This is a genomic window from Thermoactinomyces sp. CICC 10522 (genome assembly GCF_016055075.1).
Lineage (GTDB): Bacteria > Bacillota > Bacilli > Thermoactinomycetales > Thermoactinomycetaceae > Thermoactinomyces_A > Thermoactinomyces_A daqus.
Map to the genome: position 1 here is coordinate 281,692 of NZ_JAECVY010000001.1, position 15,135 is coordinate 296,826.

Sequence of the window (15,135 nt, forward strand, 5' to 3'; positions counted from 1 at the left end):
AACCGGCTTGCAAGGAAGCAGGGCGTGATCCTTTGGGGAAGAGCACGCCCTAATGCAAACGCGATCACATCGTTGATGTGGAAAACGGCTCGGTTAACCGGGATGCTTGCGCATAAATTCCAGGGCAAAACGGTTAATCAACAGTCGTCCAATGATTTTTTCTTTATTTCTTGATGATGGCCTTTTCCTGATTGACCAGCCGCGGCAATTCCCGGGCGTAATCTCCATGGGCGATTCCGTTTTCCGTAATGATGGCGGTGATATATTCGTAGGGAGTGACATCAAAGGCCGGGTTAAATACTTTGACCCCCTCCGGGGCAATGCGTTTACCGCCGAAATGGGTTACCTCCTCCGGATTGCGTTCCTCGATGGGGATCTCTTCTCCGGAAGGTGTTTTTAAATCGATGGTTGATGTCGGCGCGGCCACATAAAACGGAATATTTAAGGCCCGGGCTTGCAGCGCCAATCCGAATGTGCCGATCTTATTGGCCGTATCCCCGTTGGCGGCGACCCGGTCGCATCCGACGATCACTGCCGAAATCCCCTTTGTTCTCATCGTGTGGGCGGACATGTTGTCAGTGATCAGAGTTATGTCGATCCCCGCCTGAAGCAGTTCCCAGGTGGTCAGCCTTCCTCCTTGCAAAAGAGGACGTGTTTCGCAGGCATAAGCGGAAAGTTGTTTGCCGTATTCCTTTGCCAGGTGCAGCGGGGCAAGTGCCGTACCGTATCGTGCGGTGGCGATGGCTCCGGCATTGCAGATGGTCAGAATGGTATCGCCATCCTTTAGCAACTCCAGCGCATGTTCGCCGATTTTGCGGCAAACCGCTTCATCTTCCTGTTGGATTTGCATGGCTTCGTTTTCGATGGCCTGAACCGCCTCGGGTACGGATGAAGCCTTTTTCGCTGCTGCCGTGACCCTCTCCAGCGCCCAGAACAAATTGACGGCAGTGGGACGGGAGCTGGCCAGAAAGCGGTGCTCCTGCTCCAGTTTGACCAGGAAATCGGAAAAGTTGAGGCCGGGGAAGCGGTTGGCCCATACCGCCAGCCCGAAGGCGGCCGCCATCCCGATCGCCGGCGCCCCGCGCACTTTCAGGGCATGAATGCATTCCCACACCTCTTTTGTTGTCGTGCAGCGGATAAAATGCTGTTGCTGTGGGAGAAGGGTTTGATCGAGAATGAGAACATGATCCCGCCTGTATTCGACAGATAAAACCGTTGTCATCAGATTCCTCCTTTCAGCGCGGCGATGAACGATTCAACATCGGGGAGCTGATTGCGCCGTTTGATTAAAGAGGAGCCGAGGCGCAGCGCACGCCGTTTCAATTCAATTTGGACACCCTGGTCTTCAATCGAGTCCAGATCAGCGACATGGGCCAGCCCGATGGTGCGCCGAATGATCTCACATCCGGCAAAGCCGATGGCATCTGTCCATGTTTGCTGCAAAAAGTCGTTGAGCGTCCCCGGGACTTTGGTATAGGTTTCCGTTCCTTTGTTTTTCCACAGTTCACCGAATTGTTCGGCGAAATGGTGCCAGGTATCGCGGATCACGCTGAACAGCCATTCCTGGTAATCAGACCGGGAGCCCGGCTCTTTTGTGTGATAATTGTGCGAAAGGGCGCTCAGGGCGAGGTTGGCAAAAAAGTGCCCATGATCAAAGCCGGCCGGACCGTAATAGGCAAATTCAGGATCAATCATCTTCGTTGACTCACCGGTGACGAAAATGCTGCCCGAATGCAGATCGCCATGAACTAGTACTTCTGCCCGGGTGAGGAAGGCGAATTTCAGTTGGGCCACTTCCCGTTTCAGTTCCTGATCTTCCCACAGCGCTTCAGCATCCGGTCTCAGCTCATCGGGGAAATCGTTGGTTTCATGATCGAAAAACGGGTCGGTGAACACGAGGTCCTCCGTGATTTTGCACAAATCCGGGTTGATAAAGGATTGAACCAGTGCTTTTTTTGCAAAGGGATGCAGATAGAAATCACTTGTATGAAAAAGGGTTTGTGCCAGGAAGGTGCCGACGTGTTCGGCCAATTTCGGATATTGATTGCCCGCGATCAGCCCTTTACGCAGAATGGTGTGATCCGACAAATCCTCCATTACCGTAACGGCCAGTTCGGCATTGCTGTACAGCACTTTCGGCACCAAATCAGGTACAAACTCTGCCGCTTTTTTGAGCGCTTCGCTTTCGATGCGGGCCCGGTCGAGAGAGAGAGGCCAGCTCTCGCCGACAACTTTTGCATAGGGAAGCGCTTGCTTGACGATCAGCGACTTTCCGCTGGCCGGTTCAGTCAGATGAAAAACAAGATTTAAATTTCCATCCCCGATTTCTTTTACTCTCAATTCTCCTTCACCGGTGAAAAATCGCAAGGGTTCGATGATTTTGACGACAGTTTCTTCCGTCAGGGTTTGATAGCCGGTTGTTGCCGGTGCGCTCATCATGAATCAGCTCCTGTCACTCGGGTTTCCGATGGGGCAATAAAAAAGAGCCCCTTTTGTTTAAGAGGCTCGGAATTTTCACTCCAAGCCTCTCATCTTGCAAAAACGCGTAAGGGCGTTTCGCTGGAATTAGCACCGTGCCTTGCGCGGTTTCCCGCGGCCCCAGACTGCGTGCTGGTGCCCCATCTCACGATGGCATTACGGTCGGTTGCTGGGCTTCATCGGGCCAAATCCCTCCACCTGCTCTTGATAAGAGACTTTTATGTTATGAAATTTTTGTATCCGCATGGAATTCGGTTGATTCGTAATCGAATAATACACGCTCTGCCGGTGAATGTCAATCCGTAAATGATGAGCCTGCCGACAAATTCTGACTGTCACTCTTTCGTATACAATTCCGGACGACGATCGCTGAAAATCGGGATGCGCGAGCGGACCTCCGCCACTTGCTCGGGATCGATTTCCGCATACAGGATCGTTTCTTCGCTTCCCGCTTCGGCGATGATCTTGCCCCATGGGTCGATCACGAGCGAATGGCCAGCAAAAACATTGTTCGGGTCGCTTCCGGCACGGTTGCAGGCGATCACAAACCATTGATTTTCGATGGCGCGGGTGAGCAGCAGTTGCCGCCAGTGATCCAGGCGCGCCTGTGGCCATTCGGCCGGCACAAAGAGCAGTTCAGCTCCGCTTAAGGCCGCTGTTCTCGTCCATTCGGGGAAGCGGATATCGTAACAGATCACGCCAGCACAAGGAAGATCGCCGAGGGTAAATAGTCCCGGCCGGCTTCCCGCCTGCAGATAGCGATCTTCTTCCATCAGGCCGAACAGGTGTGCCTTGCTGTATTCACCGGCTTGGATGCCTTGTTTGTCAAAGGCGTACAGGGTATTGTAAAAGCCGGAAGCGGTTTTTTTGGCGACCGAGCCGGCGACGATGTGAACCTGGTGTTTTTTGGAGAGATCCTGTAGCAGCGTTTTCGTTTCCGTGCCGTCAGGATCGGCGATTTCATCGAGGCGGGACAGGTCGTACCCCGTATTCCACAGTTCGGGAAGAACGATGATATCGGCTTTATGCGAGGCGGCTTCACCGATTTTTTGAATCACTTTCTGCCGGTTCGCTTCGGGATTTCCAAAAGAAATATCCATCTGAATCAAAGCGAGTTGAAGACGCATAAGGTTTCCCCCAAAAATGTTTTGACAGATTTTAATCAAACATATACCATAACTCTATTGAATTTCAAGAACATTTGCGAGAGATTGGAAGTGAGGCAGTTGAAGCAATTTGAAGTCTCTGATGCGCTCAAGCGTTTGCCGCAACAATTTTTCGCCAAATTGACCGGGAAAGCGAGGGCTTTTGTTGCGGCCGGTCATGATGTGATCAATCTGGGGCAGGGAAATCCCGATCTCCCCACACCTCCCCATATCGTCGAAGCGCTGAAACGCGCGGCGGACAATCCTGAATATCATAAATATTCTCCTTTCCGCGGCTATGATTTTCTCAAAGAAGCGGTGGCCGCTTTTTACAAACGGGAATACGGCGTCGATCTCGACCCGGTGAAGGAAGTGGCCGTTCTGTTCGGCGGCAAAGCGGGTCTGGTCGAAATCAGCCAATGCGTGCTCAATCCCGGAGATGTGGCGCTGGTACCTGATCCCGGTTATCCCGATTATTGGTCCGGGATTGCGATGGCCGGGGCGGAGATGGCCAAAATGCCACTGATCGCGGAACATGATTTTCTGCCCGATTACGCGTTCATCCCCGAAGAAACGCTGAACCGGGCCAAGCTGCTTTTTCTCAATTATCCCAATAACCCGACTGGCGCTTCGGCCACACCCGAATTTTTTCAGGAAACGGTTCGTCTGGCGGAGAAGCACGGCATTTGTGTGGTTCACGATTTCGCTTATGCGGCGATCGGTTTTGACGGCGTAAAGCCGCCGAGCTTTTTAAGCATTCCGGGTGCAAAAGAGGTGGGCATTGAGATATACACCTTGAGCAAAACGTATAACATGGCCGGATGGCGGGTTGGGTTTGCCGTGGGAAATGCCCAAGTGATCGAAGCGATCAACCTCATTCAGGATCATTTTTATTGCAGTCTGTTCGGCGCCGTTCAGGAAGCGGCGAAAGCTGCTCTCTTGGGGCCGCAAACTTGTGTGAGCGAGCTGGCATCCACCTATGAACGGCGGCGAAATGCCTTTATCGGACGGCTGCGGGAAAACGGCTGGGAGGTGAAAGCGCCGAGCGGTTCCTTCTTCTGCTGGTTGCCGGTGCCGAATGGCCTTTCCTCCGAACAGTTTGCCGACAGCTTGTTGAATGAAGCCCATGTGGTGGTGGCTCCGGGGATCGGCTTTGGTGAGCACGGGGAAGGATACGTGCGAATCGGGCTCCTGGCGCCGGAAGAGCGTTTGATCGAAGCGGCAGATCGGATTGCCAAGTTGTCTTTGTTTGAAAAGAGATTGACAGCCAAAGAATAACCTGTCATAATATAAAGCAAAAATGAAAATTGGAACGGAATTTTTTATTTTCTCTTATCAAGAGCCGGTGGAGGGACAAGCCCGATGAAACCCAGCAACCGACCGTAATGCCATCGTGAGATGGGGCACCAGCATACGTCTGGGGCCGCGGGAAAACCGCGCAAGGCACGGTGCTAATTCTTGCCAGCGTAAGCTGAAAGATGAGAGGAAGGGCGGTACCGTAATGAAAAAGCCTCTTCCTCCGCGGGAGAGGTTTTTTTATTTGGTCCCGGTGTAGGAGCGATTTTGCAAGGTTCTTTTGCAGCCGGGAACCGCCATAGGATGATATTTGGAGCAGGATTTATTCACATAGAAGTTGTCCGTTTGCGAACGTTCCAAAAATTTTTGCGCAGGAGATGAAAAGAGTGAGTCAAATCATTGCGACCTATCTCGTTCACGACCGCAAAGGGGAGTGGGAGAAAAAAGCGGAAGGCATTGCCCTTGGGCTGACGGTCGGCTCGTGGACCAACTTGCCGCAAATCGAGCAAGAGCAGTTAAAACGGCACAAGGGTAATGTGATTGGGATTACGGAGCTGCCGGAAGAGGAACGGGTGAACGGTTATTTTGGCGAAAGCCGGAAGCGCGCCCTGCTCAAAATCGCCTATCCAGCGGCCAATTTCAGTCCGGATCTGCCAGCGATTCTGACGACGGTATTTGGAAAATTGTCGCTGGACGGAGAAGTCAAACTAATTGACCTCGATTTTTCTGAAGAGCTGCTTCAGGCATTTCCCGGACCGAAGTACGGGGTTGAAGGAATCAGGGAAAGGCTCGGCGTTTATGGCCGGCCGCTGACGATGAGCATCTTTAAAGCCGTCATCGGCCGCGATCTGGATTATTTCCAAAACCAGCTCCGGGAGCAGGCTCTTGGCGGCGTCGATCTGGTCAAAGATGATGAAATTCTCTTTGACAATTCCCTTACCCCGTTTGAAAAGCGAATTGAAACAGCTGTGAGGGTATTGCTGGATACGGAAGAGGAAACGGGCGAAAAAACGCTGTACGCGGTCAATCTGACCGGCCGCACGTACGAATTGAAAGAGAAAGCCAGGCGCGCCGTTGAATTGGGAGCCAGTGCGCTGTTGTTCAACGTCTTTGCTTATGGTCTCGATGTATTGCAAGCACTGGCGGAAGATCCGCAGATCACGGTTCCGATCATGGCGCACCCCGCTGTATCCGGCGCATTGACCCCGTCGGAGTTTTACGGTTTTGAACATGCTCTGTTAATGGGCAAATTGCTCCGTCTGGCCGGTGCCGATCTCGTGCTGTTTCCGTCTCCTTACGGAAGCGTCGCGCTGCCGAAGGAAAAAGCCCTTGGGATTGCGAGTGAATTAACTGGCAACTGGGAAGGAGTGAAAAAAGCCTTTCCCGTACCGTCAGCGGGTATCCATCCGGGAATGGTCCCGGCGCTCATCCAGGATTTTGGCATCGACAGCGTGATCAATGCCGGAGGCGGTGTCCACGGGCATCCGGGCGGTGCAGAGGCGGGCGGAAAAGCTTTTCGCCAGGCGGTGGACGCTGTTTTGAACGGTAAAACCCTGGAGAAAGCCGCGAAAACGGAGACGGAACTGGCACAGGCGCTGGAATTGTGGGGGAATGTGGTGAAAAAATGAAGAAACCGGTTATTTTCTGTGATTTTGACGGAACCGTCACCGAGACGGATAACATTATCGCGATCATGAAGCAATTTGCCCCGCCTGGCTGGGAGCAAATCAAAGATGATGTGCTCAGCAAACGGGTCTCGATCCGGCAGGGAGTGGGAGAGATGTTTGCCCTCCTCCCCTCCGGCCTCAAGCAGGAGATCATCTCCTTTGTGCAGCGAACAGCAAGGATTCGCGCAGGATTCCAGGAGTTCGTCGATTATACCCGCGAGCGGGGGATCCCTCTCTTTATCGTCAGCGGCGGGATCGACTTTTTCGTTTATCCCATGCTCGAAGGGTTGGTGGAAAAGGAGCAGATCTACTGCAACGGCAGCGATTTTTCCGGCGAAACGATTCAAATCCGCTGGCCCCATCCCTGTGATGACACCTGCCATAATGATTGCGGCCTCTGCAAACCGGCGATTCTCAAAAAGTTTGCCGGTGACCGGTATCAGCGGATCGTGATCGGGGATTCGATCACGGATCTGGAAGCTGCGAAAATGGCCGATCACGTATTTGCCCGGGATTTTTTGCAGGAGAAATGTGAAGAGGAAGGGTTGGCTTATACGCCGTTTGCCTCTTTTTTTGATATTCGTGACGCCCTGGCCGGAAAGGAGGTAATCGCGTGAGCAACTTGCTGAAGCGATGGAACGAGCTGGCCGAGATCAAAGATGAGCTGGCGGCAAGGGACTGGTTTCCGGGAACCAGCGGCAATCTCTCCATCAAGGTGAGCGATTCTCCGTTTTCCTGCCTGGTTACGGCCAGCGGAAAAGATAAGCGCAAGCGCACCGACGAAGACTTTTTGCTGGTCGGCGCAGATGGAACCCCGTTGGAAGAGACCCCGCTGAAACCGTCGGCCGAAACGGGGATTCATCTGGAAATTTACCGGTTGACCGATGCCGGTTGCATCCTGCATGTTCATACGGTGGATAACAATGTGATCTCCGCGTTGTATGCGGAACAAGGAGAAATCACCTTTCGCGGGCAGGAGCTGATCAAAGCGTTTGGCATCTGGGAAGAAGACGGTGAGCTGACGGTGCCGATTGTGGAAAATCACGCAGATCTGAAGCGATTGGCCAAAGAGGTCGGGCGTGTTATCACACCGCAGACAAAAGCAGTGCTGATTCGCAATCACGGCATTACTGTCTGGGGTGAAAATGGATTTGCCGCCAAAAAGCATTTGGAGGCTTTGGAATTTTTGTTTTCATATCAGTTGAAAATGGCTATTTTGGGCAGATTGTCGTCTGATCCGGAGTTTATGAAAACCATTCATGCATAGGGGGAAACATCATGGCAGAATTGCGCTTCCACGACAATAACGAACGCCTGTCTGATCCGGCAGAAGTGAGCCGCTATTTGAACGGGCAAGGAGTGATTTACGAACGTTGGGACATTTCCAAATTGCCCGCCCACCTCAGTGAAAAATATAACCTCTCCGATGAGGAAAAAGCGGAGATCATTCAAACTTTCCGCGCGGAGATAGACGAGTTGTCCAAGCGGCGCGGTTACATCACCGAAGATATCGTGGCCTTGTCCCCGGAAACGCCAAACTTGGAACAACTCCTGCAAAATTTCAAGAAAGAACACCATCATCCCGACGATGAAGTTCGCTTCATTGTCAGCGGACATGGCATTTTTGCCATCCAGGGACCAAATGGCCGTTATTTTGATGTGGAGCTGGAGCCGGGCGATCTCATTTCCGTTCCCGAGGGTTACCGCCATTACTTTACCTTGATGGAGGACAGGAAAGTGGTGGCTGTCCGGATTTTCAAAACGAAAGAAGGATGGGTGCCGATTTACGAGAAAGAGTAAAAACACCCGTGTTTGATCAGAGAAAAAAACCCGTATTTCACAGGCAGATTAGCCAAGAAGTACGGGTTTTCGACATGGATTAAATGGGAATGGCGGAACCGAAGATCTCGTAGTGCATATCGGTATCTTTTACGCCCAATTGGCCGAGGAGCGATTTGACCACTTTCATGAAGGGAACGGGACCGCAGAAGTAGAAATCGGCTTCCGGTGAAGGAATCAGCGATCTCAGCCAGTCCAGATCAAGATAGCCTTCCTTGTCAAAGTTTTTCAGGCGGCGGTCCTCATCGCTCGGCTGCTCATAGCAGACAAAATAGCGGATGTTGTCATGTTGCTCGGCCAGATTTCGCAAATGGTCTTTCATTGCATGAACCCGGCTGTTCAGGGCGGCATGAATAAAGGTGACCGGGACGTCGTGTCTGCGCTCTGCCAGGGTGTTCAGCATGCTGACCAGCGGAGTGAGGCCGACGCCGCCGCTGATGAGAACCACCGGGCGGTTTTCTTTTTCCTGCAAAACAAAGTCTCCGGCCGGAGCGCTGATCATGAGAGAATCCCCTTCAAGGATCCGGTTGTGCAAAAAGGTGGAAACAATGCCGGCGGGAAACTGATCATTTCCGTCTTCCCGTTTCACACTGATCCGGTAATAAGGTTTGCTTGGAGAATCAGATAAACTGTACTGGCGAATATGCGTGATCTTTTCTCCCGGGATGTCCATTTTCACGCTGATATACTGTCCGGGTTGAAAGGAGCAGATGGCTTTCCCGTCCTTGGGCACAAGATAAAAAGAAGTGATCACATCGCTCTCTTTTTCTTTTTTGTCGATCACAAACTCGCGGAAGCCGGTCCAACCTCCGGGCTGCTGCAGAAGTTCTTCCGCTAGTTGAGTCTCAATCCGAATAAACTGATCAGCCAAAAAGCTGTAGACTTCAGCCCAGGCATTGAGAATTTCCGGTGTCGCCTTTTCTCCCAAAACTTCTTTAATCGCCGCGAGCAGATTTTCACCGACAATCGGGTATTGTTCCGGTTTTACATCAAGACTGCGATGCTTATGGGCGATGCGGGTGATCGCCGGGGCAATCGCTTCAAGGTTTTGCAAATGCATGGCGGCACTCATGACCATTTCCGCCAGCGCTTTTTGCTGTTGTTTTTGTTTTTGATGGGTCTGATTAAAGAGATTCAGTAGTTCCGGATGGTTACTGAATAATTTTTGGTAAAAAACGGTGGTGATTTTTTCACCGTGTTGTTTCAAAAACGGAACGCTTTCCATGACAAGACGCATGGAGGCCGGATTTAGCGTTGTCAGTTGGGCCATACTCCATTCACTCCTGTTGTTTTAGTGTAATTTTATTATGAATTTAAGAATGAAGAGGGTGCTGTGATTTCAATCACATCGAATTTGGCAAATAAGTGAACGGGAAGGAGATGGCACGGTTGTGTTTGCGGAAAAATTCGGACTTTTCCGATAGAGGAGCTATTTTGTTTGGGGAATGGACGGGTCGGCCGGTTACGGATTCCGTCGTCCGCAGAAAGATCGACTGTTCCCGATCAGTAATTGATGTGAATCGAAGGGGGGCAACGGAGCGGTGCCTGGCTCGTGCCTTTAAGGCAAAGGCACATAAAAAGGTACGGGAAAGAAAATACCCATACCCCAAAAATGGTTAAATATTTCGTATTTGGGTTTGTTCCTTGTCAGCAAAACCTCCCCAGGGAAGAGGGTGTTTTTTTTCGCCGACAAAGAGCCGATGGTCCAGTTTGACATGGTGCAGTTTGTGCAAGCAATCCCAGCAAACCAGGATATTTTCCCCTTCATATTGCATAAACGCTTCATATTTGGCCGCTTTTTCATGGCAGTGTTCACACAGATAGCCTCTCGTTTTTTTCATGCTTCTTTCCTCCTTTACCCAATGTTTGTTTTCCAGTGATCAAATAAGGATCGAACTTGACGGGGCTTGTTCTCCTCAGATCAAAATCCTGAAAACAACGGTCAATTTATTAATATTTTCTTCATTCCCTTTCTTCTGTTTTCCGAAACCTTTTTTCTTCAAGTCAGGTAAACAAGTGTTGAACGGGATCTGTGATAAGATAATATTAAACTACCGATTTTTATTTTTGGCAACCCAGCAGAGGAGTGGCTTTAATATGAAAAAACGAATCGAGAAAATTTCAGCATGGCTGAAACGGCAAAACGCTGACTTGGCTTTTATTCATTCACCACACAGCGTTTTTTATTTGAGCGGGTTCATGTGTAATCCGCATGAACGCCTGATGGGGATCTTCGTTTTTCCGGAAGCGAACCCGCTGCTCGTTTGTCCCCGGCTGGAGGAAGAAAATGCCCGTCAGTCAGGATGGGCGCATCAGATTCTCGCTTATGATGATGCGGAAAATCCGTGGGAAAGAATCCGGGAGCAATTGGTGAGATGTTCGGTCGGGGAAGGGGCAGTCGTCGCGGTGGAAAAAGATCATCTTTCCGTTGCCCGGGCGGAACAATTGCAGCAAGTGATTCCGCGGATGGAGCTCTGTCCGGTTGATGAATACTTAAATGAATTGCGCGTCCTGAAAGATGAAACGGAGATTGCCATTTTGCAGAAAGCTGCCAAATTGGCCGATGAAGCGGTTGCGGTCGGAATCGACGCCTTGAAGCCGGGCATTACCGAGATGGAAGTGGTGGCAGAAATCGAATTGGCCATGAAGAAAAAAGGGGTACAGGCGATGTCTTTTGCCACGACGGTTCTGTTTGGGGAAAAATCAGCCCTGCCACATGGAACTCCGGGTTTGCGTCCCTTAAAAAGAGGTGAGCTCGTTCTGTTCGATCTGGGGGTTGTTGTCGACGGCTACTGTTCCGACATTACCCGCACTGTCGCCTTCGGGCCGATCGATGAAAAACAGAAGGAGATCTACCATACTGTATTGGAAGCGGAAACGGCTGCCATCGCCGCGTGCAAACCGGGAGTCCGGCTTGGCGATCTGGATTTGGTTGCGCGCAGGGTGATTGAGGAAGCGGGGTATGGCCAGTATTTTACCCATCGCCTCGGTCACGGTCTGGGAATCGATGTGCATGAGTTTCCCTCGATTCATCAGGCCAATGATCAAGTCCTGCAGGCCGGAATGGTCTTTACCATCGAGCCGGGGATTTATTTGCCGGGTTCAGGCGGCGTTCGCATTGAAGATGATGTGGTGATTACCGAAGAGGGCTGTCAGGTATTGACCCATTATCCGAAAGAACTGATCCAATTGTAATCCCAAACGCGGAAGGTGGTGCTGCGAAGGAAGAAGCACTGCCTCCCGCGTTTTGTTTCCCAAACCGTCACTCGCTTTTCAACGGTTGTTCACCTGAAAATTGCTTTTTCAGGTTAAAATAAAAACAGATCCTTTGATCATAAAACGACAAAAATTACATAGACGAGGAAGTGAGAGCGTGCCACGCCATCATTTTCACTTGAAGGCAACATGGAAGGGAGGCCGGAATGGTACCGGAACGATTGCCGCCGGCAATTTGCAACAACAAATCTCGATCCCCAAGGAGATGGACGGCCCGGGGGTGGGAACCAACCCGGATGAAATGCTCATCGGGGCTGCGGCGACTTGCTATCTGATCACCCTGGCAGCCATCATCGAGCGCAAACAGTTGCCGGTGACCAAACTCTCCCTGGAAACGGAGGGCATTGTCAAAGTCGAGAACAAGTTTACTTTTGAAAAAATTATTCACCGCCCGCATTTATTGGTGAAGAAAGAAGCGACAGAAAAAGAATGGGAAATGATCCGCCACGCCACGGAGATGGCCGAGCGCTCCTGCATGATTTCCAACGCGCTTCGGGGAAATGTGGAACTTGCTGTGGAAGCGGAATTCGAAACTTGCGAATAATTTTTCGGATATGAATGGGCATTGGGCTCCGGCTGATGCCTGTTTTTATTACAGGGAGTGGACTTATGCTGCATACGGTTCTGCATTATTTACAGAGTTTCGGTGTCTGGGGATTATTCGGTTCCACGGCGATTGAAGCGACTTCCGTTCCGTTCCCGGGCGCTTTGTTTCTCTTGATTTATGGATATCTGATGCCGATCGGCACGTGGCAGCTGGTGTTGCTCAGTGCGGTAAACAGCCTGATTTATACACTGTTTTCCTTGATTCCTTATTATATCGGCATGAAGATCGGGAAATTGTCAAAAAAGAAATTGGATCCCCAAAAAATTGAAAAGGCGCAACACTGGTTTCAAAAATACGGAGATTGGAGCATCGCTTTATCGCGACCCACCGGCTTTGGAAATTATATGTCCTACATCTGCGGATTGAGCAATATTTCGATTTGTCGTTATCTCGTGTTCACCTTCATCGGAGTTTTTCCTTGGAATACATTACTTTTGTTTATCGGCCGTCAGGGGAACCTGGAAACGATCCAGAAATTTCTCCAGCTGCTGAAACAAGGAGGAACAATTGCCTTGATCGTCTTTGTTTTGGCATGCAGTGGCTGGATTTTCGCCAAGAAGATCCGGATGGGAAAGGGAGAGTCATCCCCTTATTGACGGGGAGAATACAAGCTGGCGGAGCCGGTCTGAGAATATGAGAGGTAAAGGGAATCCCATTGCCCGGAGAAGGGGGCAATGGGATTTGTAGTGTTGAAGCACTGATGCCCGGTTTGCAGTCAGGACGAAAGAGTTCACCCGGATCAACGGAACTGATCATCGGCCGATTCCCATCCCATTGCCTGCTTTCTTGCTGTTGCCCGGTATTCCGGGTAAAATCGGAAATGATAATATGGAGTGGAGGCAATGAGATGAAAGAACGTTACGTACTGAAACGAATTGGCGAACCTTTGGAAGATAAGGGGTACAATGTGGTGGACAGCGAAGCGGACGAGGTGATCGCATGGTTTCAATATCTGGCCGACGCAGATCTTTTTATCGCGGTTCTGCAAGAAAAAGAGCGGCAGGAACAAGAAAAAGCGAAACAGTAACGGGGCGCATTTTGATTCTGGGCTGACACAAGCGGTTTTGTCTTGCTTTTACAACGGAGTAAAGCCTATGATATAGTAACGACGAGTTTGATCATGGACGGTGTAGCCTGTGTTTCGATCCCTGATACCCGATTTGTATGCCAATTCGATTTACCATATCGATTTGGATGAGTTAAAGGCGCGTGGGATCAAAGCGGTCATTGTCGATTTGGACAATACGCTGGTGGAATCAAACCGCCCTGATGCCACGCCGAAATTGGTAACATGGTTGAATGAAGTGCGAAAACTCGGATTCAAGGTGATGATTGTATCCAACAACAACAAGACGCGCGTGTCCCGGTTCGCGATTCCCTTAAAGGTTCCTTACATCCATGCGGCCCGAAAACCGTTGTCCCTCTCTTTTCTCAAAGCGATGAGGATGTTGGGGGTTTCCAAGGAGGAAACGGTTGTGATCGGGGATCAGCTGTTGACCGATGTGCTTGGCGGAAACCGCGTCGGGCTTTATACGATTTTGGTGGTGCCCGTTTCCGAAGTGGAAGGATTCTTCACCAGGCTGAACCGGCGGGTGGAACGCTTCGTATTCCGCTGGATGGAAAGAAAAGGGCTGTTGAACTGGGATCAGACTTGAGACAAGCGGACAGAAGGCTGAAAGGAAGGTTTGTGACATCATTGAGCAAAGTTAAAGCAGTTCGTTGTGAGGGGTGCGGCGTCCCCGTGCAGACGGAGTCCCCCGAACAAAAAGGATATATACCGGAAAAAGCGTTGGAACGCGAAGTGATTCTGTGCCAGCGCTGTTTTCGCATCCGGCATTACGGGGATTTGGGTGCGGTGGAACAAGATCCGGAGGCCTATTTGCGGGTACTGGATGAGATTGCCGCGACAGACAGCCTGGTGGTGCTGGTCGTAGACCTGTTTGATTTTGCCGGGAGCTGGATTCCGGGATTCAGCCGGCGGATCGGAAAAAATCCCGTTTTGCTCGTCGCCAACAAAGTGGATCTGTTTCCCAAAACAGCCAATTGGAAGCGGCTGCGCGACTGGGTCTCCGCTTCGGCCAGGGAGATGGGTGTCCACCCGGTCGATACCCTCCTGTGCAGCAGTGCCAAAGGCTTGAAAATTCCCGATGTAATGCAGGCGATGGAGCGTTATCGGGAGGGAAGGGATATCTATATTGTCGGCACCACCAACGTGGGTAAATCGACCTTGATCAACCGGCTGCTCAGGGAAGCGGGCGGAACGGAAGAGGAGATGATTACCACCTCACCTTATCCGGGAACCACTTTGGACACGATTCGTATCCCGCTTGAAGATGGCAAGGAGATCATTGATACGCCGGGAATCGTTCGCAAGGACCGCATCAGTGAATGGGTTGACCCAAAAGAACTGAAGATCGTCGTGCCGAACGCGGTGCTGAGGCCGAAGGTATACCAGTTAAACGACGGGCAGACCCTGTTCTTCGGCGGACTGGCCCGGTTGGATTATGTGCAGGGGACAAGGCAGCCGTTTGTCACTTATATGTCAAACCGCCTGTATGTGCACCGGACTAAACTGGCGCAAGCGGATGAAATTTGGCAAAAACACAGGGGGGAACTGCTCGCTCCGCCAAAAGACCCGGCTGCGATTCCGCCGCTGACCAAACATGTGATCACCCTGTCCGGGAAGGAGAAAGAAGATATTGTGATCGCCGGATTGGGATGGGTGGCGTGCGGAAAAGAAAAAGCGCGGGTGGAACTCTGGGTGCCGGAAGGGATTCAGGTGAGTACACGAGCGGCTATCATTTAGCATTGCGCCCGTCAATGGGGC

16 protein-coding genes and 2 riboswitches are annotated in these 15,135 nt (G+C 51.2%); of the genes, 11 read left to right on the forward strand and 5 right to left on the reverse strand.

The annotated features are described in order from the left end of the window. Positions 1-163: 163 nt before the first annotated feature. The 3 genes from mtnA to I8U18_RS01480 all read right to left on the reverse strand — a co-directional run bounded on the left by mtnA (position 164) and on the right by I8U18_RS01480 (position 3,605). Complete coding sequence (gene mtnA, locus I8U18_RS01470) at positions 164-1,222, reverse strand: S-methyl-5-thioribose-1-phosphate isomerase (RefSeq protein WP_198064418.1); 1,059 nt, start codon at positions 1,220-1,222, stop codon at positions 164-166. Further along, positions 1,222-2,436 (reverse strand): S-methyl-5-thioribose kinase, encoded by a 1,215-nt coding sequence (gene mtnK / locus I8U18_RS01475; RefSeq protein ID WP_198059188.1) that lies wholly within the window; start codon positions 2,434-2,436, stop codon positions 1,222-1,224. The genes mtnA and mtnK overlap by 1 nt, the downstream gene beginning before the upstream one ends. Positions 2,437-2,525: 89 nt before the next feature. Next, a riboswitch (SAM riboswitch) is annotated at positions 2,526-2,692 on the reverse strand. 121 nt (positions 2,693-2,813) lie between these two features. Next, a complete protein-coding gene (locus tag I8U18_RS01480) occupies positions 2,814-3,605 on the reverse strand; it encodes a carbon-nitrogen family hydrolase (RefSeq protein WP_198059187.1) in 792 nt (263 codons plus the stop codon). A 99-nt stretch (positions 3,606-3,704) separates the two neighbouring features. Between I8U18_RS01480 and I8U18_RS01485 the strand changes: the two genes are divergently transcribed. The 5 genes from I8U18_RS01485 (at position 3,705) to I8U18_RS01505 (ending at position 8,386) form a co-directional block, all read left to right on the forward strand. After that, complete coding sequence (locus I8U18_RS01485; protein ID WP_232336273.1) at positions 3,705-4,901, forward strand: pyridoxal phosphate-dependent aminotransferase; 1,197 nt, start codon at positions 3,705-3,707, stop codon at positions 4,899-4,901. Positions 4,902-4,952: 51 nt separating this feature from the next. Next, positions 4,953-5,108, forward strand: a riboswitch (SAM riboswitch). A 197-nt stretch (positions 5,109-5,305) separates the two neighbouring features. Further along, the gene (locus I8U18_RS01490; protein ID WP_033101783.1) at positions 5,306-6,547 is read left to right on the forward strand and encodes a 2,3-diketo-5-methylthiopentyl-1-phosphate enolase; all 1,242 of its coding nucleotides are present in this window, start codon (positions 5,306-5,308) and stop codon (positions 6,545-6,547) included. After that, the gene (locus I8U18_RS01495; protein WP_033101782.1) at positions 6,544-7,203 is read left to right on the forward strand and encodes a 2-hydroxy-3-keto-5-methylthiopentenyl-1-phosphate phosphatase; all 660 of its coding nucleotides are present in this window, start codon (positions 6,544-6,546) and stop codon (positions 7,201-7,203) included. Before I8U18_RS01490 ends, I8U18_RS01495 begins: the two co-directional genes overlap by 4 nt. Beyond that, a complete protein-coding gene (locus I8U18_RS01500) occupies positions 7,200-7,853 on the forward strand; it encodes a methylthioribulose 1-phosphate dehydratase (RefSeq protein ID WP_033101781.1) in 654 nt (217 codons plus the stop codon). The genes I8U18_RS01495 and I8U18_RS01500 overlap by 4 nt, the downstream gene beginning before the upstream one ends. Positions 7,854-7,864: 11 nt before the next feature. Then, positions 7,865-8,386 carry a 1,2-dihydroxy-3-keto-5-methylthiopentene dioxygenase gene (locus I8U18_RS01505; protein ID WP_033101780.1) on the forward strand — a complete coding sequence of 174 codons (522 nt, stop codon included), beginning with the start codon at positions 7,865-7,867 and terminating at the stop codon, positions 8,384-8,386. Positions 8,387-8,465: 79 nt separating this feature from the next. On the opposite strand, the gene hmpA is transcribed toward I8U18_RS01505, so the two are convergent. Both hmpA and I8U18_RS01515 read right to left on the reverse strand, forming a co-directional pair. After that, complete coding sequence (hmpA, locus tag I8U18_RS01510; RefSeq protein ID WP_198059184.1) at positions 8,466-9,695, reverse strand: NO-inducible flavohemoprotein; 1,230 nt, start codon at positions 9,693-9,695, stop codon at positions 8,466-8,468. 346 nt (positions 9,696-10,041) lie between these two features. Further along, positions 10,042-10,266 (reverse strand): hypothetical protein, encoded by a 225-nt coding sequence (locus I8U18_RS01515; protein WP_198064420.1) that lies wholly within the window; start codon positions 10,264-10,266, stop codon positions 10,042-10,044. Positions 10,267-10,522: 256 nt separating this feature from the next. Between I8U18_RS01515 and I8U18_RS01520 the strand changes: the two genes are divergently transcribed. The 6 genes from I8U18_RS01520 to yqeH all read left to right on the forward strand — a co-directional run bounded on the left by I8U18_RS01520 (position 10,523) and on the right by yqeH (position 15,114). Continuing rightward, positions 10,523-11,620 carry a M24 family metallopeptidase gene (locus I8U18_RS01520; protein WP_033101777.1) on the forward strand — a complete coding sequence of 366 codons (1,098 nt, stop codon included), beginning with the start codon at positions 10,523-10,525 and terminating at the stop codon, positions 11,618-11,620. Between the two features lie 178 nt (positions 11,621-11,798). Continuing rightward, a complete protein-coding gene (locus I8U18_RS01525) occupies positions 11,799-12,245 on the forward strand; it encodes an OsmC family protein (RefSeq protein ID WP_033101776.1) in 447 nt (148 codons plus the stop codon). A 65-nt stretch (positions 12,246-12,310) separates the two neighbouring features. After that, the gene (locus I8U18_RS01530; protein WP_198059183.1) at positions 12,311-12,904 is read left to right on the forward strand and encodes a DedA family protein; all 594 of its coding nucleotides are present in this window, start codon (positions 12,311-12,313) and stop codon (positions 12,902-12,904) included. Between the two features lie 251 nt (positions 12,905-13,155). Continuing rightward, positions 13,156-13,335, forward strand: a complete 180-nt coding sequence (locus I8U18_RS01535) for a hypothetical protein (RefSeq protein ID WP_033101775.1) — start codon at positions 13,156-13,158, stop codon at positions 13,333-13,335. A 109-nt stretch (positions 13,336-13,444) separates the two neighbouring features. Next, on the forward strand, positions 13,445-13,963 hold the full coding sequence (locus I8U18_RS01540) for a YqeG family HAD IIIA-type phosphatase (protein WP_198064421.1): 519 nt from the start codon (positions 13,445-13,447) through the stop codon (positions 13,961-13,963). Between the two features lie 41 nt (positions 13,964-14,004). Further along, entirely contained in the window at positions 14,005-15,114 is a 1,110-nt protein-coding gene (gene yqeH, locus I8U18_RS01545; RefSeq protein WP_198064422.1) for a ribosome biogenesis GTPase YqeH, read from the forward strand. Positions 15,115-15,135 lie beyond the last annotated feature (21 nt).

Bases quoted from the DNA above. Each gene is read 5' to 3' on its own strand.
- mtnA (WP_198064418.1), bottom strand. From the start codon at position 1,222: ATGACAACGGTTTTATCTGTCGAATACAGGCGGGATCATGTTCTCATT.
- mtnK (WP_198059188.1), bottom strand. From the start codon at position 2,436: ATGAGCGCACCGGCAACAACCGGCTATCAAACCCTGACGGAAGAAACT.
- I8U18_RS01480 (WP_198059187.1), bottom strand. From the start codon at position 3,605: ATGCGTCTTCAACTCGCTTTGATTCAGATGGATATTTCTTTTGGAAAT.
- I8U18_RS01495 (WP_033101782.1), top strand. From the start codon at position 6,544: ATGAAGAAACCGGTTATTTTCTGTGATTTTGACGGAACCGTCACCGAG.
- I8U18_RS01505 (WP_033101780.1), top strand. From the start codon at position 7,865: ATGGCAGAATTGCGCTTCCACGACAATAACGAACGCCTGTCTGATCCG.
- hmpA (WP_198059184.1), bottom strand. From the start codon at position 9,695: ATGGCCCAACTGACAACGCTAAATCCGGCCTCCATGCGTCTTGTCATG.
- I8U18_RS01515 (WP_198064420.1), bottom strand. From the start codon at position 10,266: ATGAAAAAAACGAGAGGCTATCTGTGTGAACACTGCCATGAAAAAGCG.
- I8U18_RS01520 (WP_033101777.1), top strand. From the start codon at position 10,523: ATGAAAAAACGAATCGAGAAAATTTCAGCATGGCTGAAACGGCAAAAC.
- I8U18_RS01530 (WP_198059183.1), top strand. From the start codon at position 12,311: ATGCTGCATACGGTTCTGCATTATTTACAGAGTTTCGGTGTCTGGGGA.
- I8U18_RS01535 (WP_033101775.1), top strand. From the start codon at position 13,156: ATGAAAGAACGTTACGTACTGAAACGAATTGGCGAACCTTTGGAAGAT.